Origin of the sequence: Massilia genomosp. 1, from assembly GCF_011682185.1 — a bacterium.
GTDB classification, from domain to species: Bacteria; Pseudomonadota; Gammaproteobacteria; order Burkholderiales; family Burkholderiaceae_D; genus Telluria_A; species Telluria_A rubra.
Map to the genome: position 1 here is coordinate 1 of NZ_WHJF01000260.1, position 1,690 is coordinate 1,690.

General features: G+C 57.2%; 1 protein-coding gene. It reads left to right on the top strand.

Translation table 11 applies throughout. The annotated features are described in order from the left end of the window. Positions 1-403: 403 nt before the first annotated feature. Positions 404-1,624 (top strand): IS4 family transposase, encoded by a 1,221-nt coding sequence (locus F1735_RS33400; RefSeq protein WP_229506090.1) that lies wholly within the window; start codon positions 404-406, stop codon positions 1,622-1,624. The last annotated feature ends 66 nt before the right edge of the window (positions 1,625-1,690 follow it).

Genomic DNA, 1,690 nt, shown 5'->3' on the forward strand with positions numbered 1-1,690 from the left:
ATTCTTCATCCATCTGGCGCAGGTCGAAATCAGTGAGAGGCGTGGGCTTTTTTAACAAGATTGCACATCATACATTGAACTGAGTTTCCAGGCAGAAAAATTGTCTGCGGGGAGGTGATTGGTTACCACAACGCTGGTTGTGAGAGATCCAGAAGCGTACTTGGCAAGATTGCGGGACGTATATGAACAGAATGGGGAAGTACTGCACCCCCGCACGGCCGATGCGGTCAGGGCCCGGATTTCGGATGCTAACGCGGAGCTGCGCCAGGGACTGCCCGGTCAATCCACCCAACTTAACGAATTGTGCAATTAGATGATTTATATTCAATGATTCAATAAAAACACTTGACATCGGAGTAAAGGCGCGCCCGCCAGTGTGGATTTTTGACACTCACTGCGCGCCATGTCCGTTCTTTCCATACTGTTTCAAGATCTTTCCGCCCGTCTATGCTCCTCCGAATTCCTCAGCAATGCCCGTCATCCCGATCATCCGGCTGCGTTCTCGCGCTGCCGAAAGCTGCCGCTACCGGCCTTGGTCGCCATCATGTTGACCGGCATGCGCATGAGCGTTCAGTCCGAACTGGACACCTTCTTCGCCCATCTGGCTCAGCAGGCTCAGCTGATGCACAAGGTGTCCGAGCAAGCCTTCGCCAAAGCACGCGCAAAGCTATCCCTGACCGCCATTCCACTGCTCAACGACTGGCTCATCACGCGCGCAGAGCGGGACGGTTTCGTGCCGCGCTGGTGCGACCTGCGCTTGGTCGCAGCCGACGCCTCGACCGTGCGCTTCGGACTGCGCGCTAGCCATGTCAAACGCGCCGCTCTTGCGGACCAAATCTTGTTCGGCTTATTTCTGCCCGGTCCCGACCTGATGCTCGCCGCCTCCTTGCACAGCGCTGGCGAACGCGGCGAACGGCAGTTCCTGGTCGAACATCTCGACCGCTTGTCCCCGACCGACCTGCTGCTACTCGACTGCGGCTATCCCTGCCGTTGGCTGGTGGCCTTGTTGAATCATCGCGCCATCAAATTTTGCATGCGCGTCGATCAGTCCGAGGCTGGCTTCGGCTGCGTGCGCGAGTTCGTCGTTTCGGGCGAGAGCGAGCGGATCGTCATGCTGCGCGCGCCGGACAAGCAGGACGCTCTCGACTACGAGTGCCCACGCAAGCCGCAGCGCGTGCGCCTGGTCCGCCACGTCGCCCCGAACGGCGAGCAGCGCGTCCTGATGACCAATCTGTTCGATGAAAAGCTCTATCCGGCGAGCAGCTTCGGCGAACTCTACCATCAGCGCTGGAGCATTGAAGAAGCGTTCAAACGGCTCAAGCACCGCCTCAATCTGGAACACGTCACCGGCTTATCGCAGCAGGCAGTAGTCCAGGATGTCGCAGCCAAGATCGTTTGCGACAACTTGCAGGCGCTGACCGCTTGTACCGCTCATGCCGATGCCAAATTGCCCGATAGCGAGCGTATCAATCATGCCTACGCCCACACCGCTCTCAAGCCGTTACTGCCTATCCTTCTACTCGGTGGGAAGGTCAGCAGAAAAGTCGGCAAGATGCTACTCACCCGTAACCAATCACCTCCCCGCAGACAATTTTTCTGCCTGGAAACTCAGTTCAATGTATGATGTGCAATCTTGTTAAAAAAGCCCACGCCTCTCACTGATTTCGACCTGCGCCAGATGGATGAAGAA